Below are 6,768 nucleotides of genomic sequence, written 5' to 3'. Positions count from 1 at the left end.
TCCAACTAGACCACACGGTTCTATCATGTCAAGATGTCTGGTTAAAATTACGCTTGGGTCACACAAATCACTGCGAAGCAATGAAACAGATTTTTAAAGTAAAACAGACAACAGGAAGTCACGATGGGCGAACATGCAATTATGTCACTAGCATGCATCCTTCTTGCCGCTATGGCATGTCAATGGATTGCCTGGCGTGTGAAACTTCCCGCGATTATTTTTTTATTACCAGTAGGAATTGTGGCTGGCCCAGTAATGCAATGGCTTCAGCCAGATCAATTATTTGGTGACCTGCTTTTCCCATTTGTTTCCCTGGCAGTCGCAGTTATTCTTTTTGAAGGCAGCTTGACTTTAAAATTTCAGGATATTCCTGGATTAGCACAAGTGATACGCAATTTGATCACCTTTGGAGTATTAATTACCTGGATGGTCGTTGCGATTGCAACACGCGTACTACTTGGGTTTTCCTGGGAAGTCTCATTTCTTTTTGGAGCCCTCATGGTTGTCACAGGTCCTACAGTGATTATGCCAATGTTACGAACGGTACGCCCCAAAGAGAATGTTGCTAATATTTTGCAATGGGAAGGAATCTTGATTGATCCTATTGGTGCGATTCTGGCTGTGTTGGTATTTGAATTTATTGTTGCCGGAGGAGCAGATGATGGCTTTTTAGCAGGGTCGATTGTATTTGGAAAGATTCTACTTATCGGAGTTTTGTTTGGTATTGCCGGAGGGTTTTGTTTCGGATTCCTTTTAAAGAAATATTGGATTCCACAATATCTTCATAACATTGCGGCATTGGCATTTGTATGCATTATCTTTGCGGTGTCTAATCTGCTTGAAGCTGAATCAGGATTGCTTTCTGTGACTGTGATGGGTATCTGGTTGGCCAACATGAAATCGTTGAAGCTCGAAGACATTCTGGATTTTAAGGAAACTCTCAGTATTCTTTTGGTTTCAATACTTTTTATTTTACTAGCAGCGAGATTGAACCTTAGTGCTTTTATTGATCTTGGTTGGCCTGCTGTCGGTATCTTCATTATCATTCAATTGTTAGCTCGTCCTTTGAGTGTGCATCTCTGCGCTCTTGGATCAAAATTGACTGTAGCCGAACGTCACCTCTTGTCATGGATTGCTCCCCGAGGCATTATTGCAGCTGCTATTTCAGCGCTGTTTGCTATCAAGCTGGAATCAATCGGTTACGCACAGGCATCCCAAATGGTTCCACTCACTTTTTTTGTGATTATTGGAACGGTATTACTGCAAAGTGTCACAGCCAGACCAATTGCTAAAGCCTTAAAGGTCGCTGAGCCAGATCCTAAAGGTTTTCTCATTATTGGTGTTAATATTGTGACTCAAACTATTGCTAAGGAATTAATGAACAACGGCTTTAGAACATTACTGACAGATCAAGACTGGTCTTCTGTCACGAAAGCAAAGTTGAAGGGCTTATATGCCTATTGGGGGAACCCCGTTTCAGAACACGCTGAGCGCCATCTGAATTTGACTGGTATAGGGCATCTTTTGGCAATGTCGTCGCATATTGAATTGAACGCATTAGCCGCTCAATACTTTCGATTGGAATTCGGGCCTAAGTTTATTTATAGCATTCGCAATCACCAACCACAAAATGGAAAAGCAGAAGAGAAATCGAGTTTCAAATATGGAGGGCGAATTCTATTCGATGAAACGATTTCATACGAAGATCTGGAAAAACGTTTAATCGATGGTGCAGAAATGAAAACTACATTGCTGACGGAAGAATTTTCATACGATGATTATCTTGAGCGACAAGGTGAAGCTCGTTTGATGTTGTTTGCTATTGACCCCAACGAGAATATTTATGTCTTCACTCCCACCCCAGATTTCCTACCAAAAGCAAATTGGAAAATCATGGGGATGTCATAGAAAACTCAACAACATTGACCTCTCACTTTAAATGATTCATTATCGATTCGAGATGATTAGACACGTTGAGAAAATACAGTTTCCATTTCTAGCCGATAGTAGTATTGAATCTGATTAATGGGAATTCTTATACAGTGATTTAGCCAAGTAAATTATTACCACCATTTTCTTTTTGGTGAAGGGTGACAGGCCAACCTGGAAACTGATTGGACTCTTTCCCATCGTTAACGTCGACCAGAAACCGATAGCAATTCAGTGTATAGGTTTTGGTTTTAGGATCGATCAGAACCAATCCAAAGCCACTTCCCTTCTGATGTGCCAGATCGTAACGATTCTTCTCGGTACCTGGTTCAGGATTCCCAACGGCATAGACATAGACCTTGTTTCCGAAGCCATCAATATATTCTCCCGTATTGTCCCTGCCATGTTTCGGACGGTTTTTGTGTGGCATGTTCACTTCATCCGGACGCCACCAGCGAGGATAGCCGGCCGAAATCGCGGGCGTACAAAACGACCAGCAACTGTCACGCTGTTCGTCGGCACCATATTGTGAGAGTGTCGTTAAGTGCTGGTCGCCGTTGACATGAAGCGGCATTCCTTTCCGAAGAATACGAACCGTGCGGTTTCGTGCCGTTTGCGGCCAGCTCCCGGAATCCAGGTCGGCCTTCAGATAACCTTTGTATCCGCCATGATGCGTGGCAACACCGGCAAAAACGGTTTGACTGAGCAGGACCTTTATGTTGTGTGCTCGCCAGTCATCACACCAGTGTTCCAGGAATTTTTCCTGCCGATCTCCCAGTAACTCAAGTCCCGGTTTATCCAGCTTGGAGCTATCAAAGTTCGGATCACTGACATGGTCTGCTCTACCGCTACCCGTCTCGACGCGTTCCGGACCACTTTTGAATTGCCGGTCTCCCAGGATTGCAAAACTGACTCCACCATAGACCATATCGCCATAGTAAACGCTGATGTCTTGTTTGCAGGGAGTGGGGTCATAGTAATCGGGATGATGCCCGGCACAGGTTTTGTGAACGACGTTAACCATCCGCGCCGGTTCTCGGTAGCCTCCTTTGGAGGAAGTTGAACCTTCTGTCATCTTCATACCCCCTTCTCCCCAGATGTTTCCCTGGAAGACATCGTGGTCATCGGGAATACAGACCGTGGGGCGGTCCCGCATCGCTTCACCAAAGGCCCAGCCATGCATGTAGAACTTACGGAGGTAGTTCAAAATCGCAGGTCCCGCGGGGTCACGAATCAGGCCGAAACCACCATGATCTTCATAAAGCTGATCACCGGAGAAATAGAGTAAATCAGGATCGACTTTCAGCAAGTTATTCGCCACTGGTTCGTAAGGAAATCCGTAGTCTTTCTGACAGGTCAATGCCCCCAACCGCAGAGGGCGACCTTCGGGATTTTCTCGAATGATGCCGGTTCGTTCTGTGGTGCTTTCAGTGCCATCCGTATGTTTTTCTTTATAAACCAATTTGAAGGGCGTTGTTTCTTTTTCATTCCAGTTAGGGATGCGAAAGGTTGCCGTCCAGGCATCGGTATCCAGTGGCGCAGTTCCCAGCGATTTCCATTCGCCCGCTTGCTTGATGAATAATTCGACCTCTTTGTTATCTTTTTCGCCTAAAGGCCCCGTCAAAGCGCTGAGCTTCATCACGAAACCTTCAGGGCTTCGAGAATCACTGAGTGTATACTGGGACCATAAAATCGGACCGAACTTATGCTCGGGAGAGACTGTGAACGCATCACCGGAAACGGACCAGTCGCGGAAGCGATAGCGTGCGCCAATCTTGCGTTTAAACCGGGCATCAAAGTTACTGACAAGTGCCACATTTCCGAGAATCGCCTGCTTGGGAAAACTTTGTGTGAGCGAACCGAGAGGTTTATCAGACTCGGGATTGGACACAATTAAAGTCAATGCGTACTTTTCCCCCTGCGGCTTGCCGATGAGCGTTAAGATACAGTCTTTCATGTTAGCGGGCTGACTTAACTTTTGCTGCTTGTTCCCAAGCACCATCGTTCCCGCCACCAGACCAGCCTTGATTCCGCTTCTGGCAAAACAATTACTGCGATATTCATTGATATCACTTTTGACACCCACTCGAAAACCAACACCGCCATCCTGCTGTTTCTTTTCGACCTGACTCACTCGGACTGACATCTCAAAAGCAGCATCGGTGTTAGTCAATTGGTGAGTCACAAGTTGCACATTGCGGCTCCCTCCGGTTGACTGGCATTCAGCAGCCCCATCCACAATCCGCCAATCTTCCATGGGATTAGCCCAGAATTCTTCTCCCAGCCAGACTCGATCGTGGGTTTTATTCCAGCGACCGATGACGGAGGGCTCCTCTCTCTTTTCAGAGGCAGAAACCGACGTTGGTTTTTTGAATCCGAAAAGGGTGGTTCCCAAGGCAAAGAGTTTCAAAGCCATCCGGCGGGTTAGTGATTGCATTTAATATTCTCCTATCGAGCACAGGCAGCCAAACGTATTGGCTGTGTTGAGCATGTTATGAAATAATAAGTCCAGAAAATCCATTATTAAGGGCGCAGAGGGCTTTGTCCAGCGTGGTTCACTGAATGCAGTTGCTTAGCGTTCTTTAGTAACAGCCGGTACTTTTATTGATCTTTTGCAGCCAGATTTTCTGTGACGGAAGCGGGATGAGAGACTTTGACTTTGGACGCTCCGGCTAATTTGATCAGGTCTGGCAAGTCATACACTTTTAACGCACCATGAACCGTGTTGATTAACTGATTATGAGTTTCGGGTGTTTTGACAACCTCACCCCAGGAAGGGATCATGTAACTTAAATTAACCTGCGAGAACTGATCTGGCTCCAAAGCCGCCGCATGCAAGGCGGGGATGGCCGTTTCTCCGATGGCCGTCAGTTCAATTTTTCTTGGCTTTGCTTTTGATTGGTATTCCGAAAGAAATCGTGCTGAAACCAGAATGTCTTCCGCCCGTAATTTAACCATCGAATCCCCCAACAGAAATGCCAGTGCAAATTCATGGTAATTGGGACCAAGTAAACCATGGGCCCAGTTAATCCGCCGGTTGTTTTTACGTGAAGTTTCGCCAATGCAGCGAACATCAAGGGCCATGACGACATCACCTTGTTTCATACGTTGTTCGATTTTTCCTCCCAGTGCAGCGTCAACTTGCTTCCCTGCTCCGTTGAGATAGAGCACGATTTCACCTGAGACATCATCGGGATGGAACAACAGTGCTGGCAGAGGCACACCATGTTCAGGGGTCAGAATCATTTTCTTGATATGATAGCCTTTACGTTTGATGGTGCCGACTTCTTTGAATTCTGGCCGATGAAGGTCATCCAGTTTTGTAATGTTGGTGATATCACGCACTTTTTTACGGGCGGTATTCAGATCCATGTTTGCCCACTGTTTAATACGCTCTTCTGCCAGTTCTTGATTTAAACCCTGATTAATTTCAAACAGCGAACGCTCGCCGGCATCCAGTAAAATTTGTCCTGACTGCGAACATTGCAATTCCTGATAGGTGAATACAGGCAATTCGCCTTCGAAGATCGCGTTTTCTTTATTCAGTAGCCAGCGACTCATCCAGCGTGCGGTTCCTTCACGCAGTTTCAGACCAAAGCCATGTGGTGCATCCGCTTCGATGAGATCGACACGCTCGGCGTATCCCATTCGTGTATAAAAACGTTTGGCTTCGCGGAACAATTCCCAGGTCCCTTCGATCTTAAAGGTGCTGTCATGGGTGGCGGCACAGATTAAGGTCGGTTTGGGAGCCCGCATCAAAGTATAATTAGGAATATCCAATCCATAAGCCAGTTGTCCAAAAATAATCTGCTCCCCGTCTTGAGGACCATTAAAATCGATTAATGACCGATACATGGTGGAGTAACAACCCGGAGCTGCGCATTTGACGCGATCATCAAGGGCCATCAGGTAACTGGTAAGAGTTCCCCCACCCGAGTTTCCTGCACAACCGATTTGTTTCGGATCGATATCAGGACGACTGACTAAATAATCGATACTGCGCATTCCATCCCAGATGCGATAACGGGCAGCGTTACTTCCCAGGGGAATCGAACTGACTGACATCAGTGTATGTTCTGCAGTGCAATAAAACTGAACCTGCGGATGAGGCGGACGATATCGTTTTGTGCCTCGGAAAAATTCATTCGGTTGTTTAGAAAGCACCTGATAGCGTTCTCCCTGTCCGATAGGATCGTAACAAATCGCCGCCATTCCATTTTGAGCCAGTAACATACAGACGCGCTGATAGCGATCATCGGCTTTCCCATCATGGCTATGTCCGCAAGGAATGAGCACACCGGGATAGGGAGGCTTTGATGTGGGTAGATAAAGATTCGCGGTCACATGATGGCCGGGCCAGCTTTCGTAAATCACATTTTCGACACGAAACCCTTTCCCTTTCAGGCGGCCAATGATGCGCGGGTTCAACGGTGTGCGTTCAGGGAAGCCTCCGATTTGTGTTCGAAAGAATTCCTTCATTCGTTTTTGATAGGCTTCACATTGTTCAGGGGTTTTTAATGCTTCGTATTCAGCCTGGCGTTTCGCAGAAGCATCATAACTTTGCTGCTGCAACGCATGATAAACATGCCCGACCTCAGCTATTTTGCCAGTCGCGGGGGGGAGGACATTCAGATCTTCTGTGGCATTAACTCGGGTAGTGAGAAAGATGGCAGAACAAAACGCAATCAGCTTAAGTAGTGGATTCATCAGAGAGCCTTATCAGCAGGAAATTCAGGAGGGTTGTGTTGTAAGGAGGGATGAGTTCAAATAACAATAAATTAACAATATTTATTATTATAGTCGTAAGACGAACTTGACACAAACAATAGTTGTAATTGA

3 protein-coding genes are annotated in these 6,768 nt (G+C 46.1%); 1 reads left to right on the top strand and 2 read right to left on the bottom strand.

Annotated elements, in window-relative coordinates; translation table 11 throughout:
* Window positions 1-123: 123 nt before the first annotated feature.
* Complete coding sequence (locus tag V202x_RS08245; protein ID WP_145172907.1) at window positions 124-1,908, top strand: cation:proton antiporter; 1,785 nt, start codon at window positions 124-126, stop codon at window positions 1,906-1,908.
* Window positions 1,909-2,047: 139 nt separating this feature from the next.
* Here the strand turns inward: V202x_RS08245 and V202x_RS08240 are convergent, their stop codons facing one another.
* Both V202x_RS08240 and V202x_RS08235 read right to left on the bottom strand, forming a co-directional pair.
* Entirely contained in the window at window positions 2,048-4,366 is a 2,319-nt protein-coding gene (locus V202x_RS08240) for an alkaline phosphatase D family protein (protein ID WP_145172905.1), read from the bottom strand.
* A 164-nt stretch (window positions 4,367-4,530) separates the two neighbouring features.
* Window positions 4,531-6,636 (bottom strand): alpha/beta hydrolase family protein, encoded by a 2,106-nt coding sequence (locus V202x_RS08235; RefSeq protein ID WP_145172903.1) that lies wholly within the window; start codon window positions 6,634-6,636, stop codon window positions 4,531-4,533.
* Window positions 6,637-6,768 lie beyond the last annotated feature (132 nt).

The organism is Gimesia aquarii, assembly GCF_007748175.1.
Taxonomy (GTDB): domain Bacteria; phylum Planctomycetota; class Planctomycetia; order Planctomycetales; family Planctomycetaceae; genus Gimesia; species Gimesia aquarii_A.
The sequence above is the reverse complement of the archived record's forward strand: the minus strand, read 5'-3'. Positions and strand labels throughout refer to the sequence as shown.

Coding starts and splice junctions, on each gene's coding strand:
- V202x_RS08240 (WP_145172905.1), bottom strand. CDS start 4,366: ATGCAATCACTAACCCGCCGGATGGCTTTGAAACTCTTTGCCTTGGGA.
- V202x_RS08235 (WP_145172903.1), bottom strand. CDS start 6,636: ATGAATCCACTACTTAAGCTGATTGCGTTTTGTTCTGCCATCTTTCTC.
- V202x_RS08245 (WP_145172907.1), top strand. CDS start 124: ATGGGCGAACATGCAATTATGTCACTAGCATGCATCCTTCTTGCCGCT.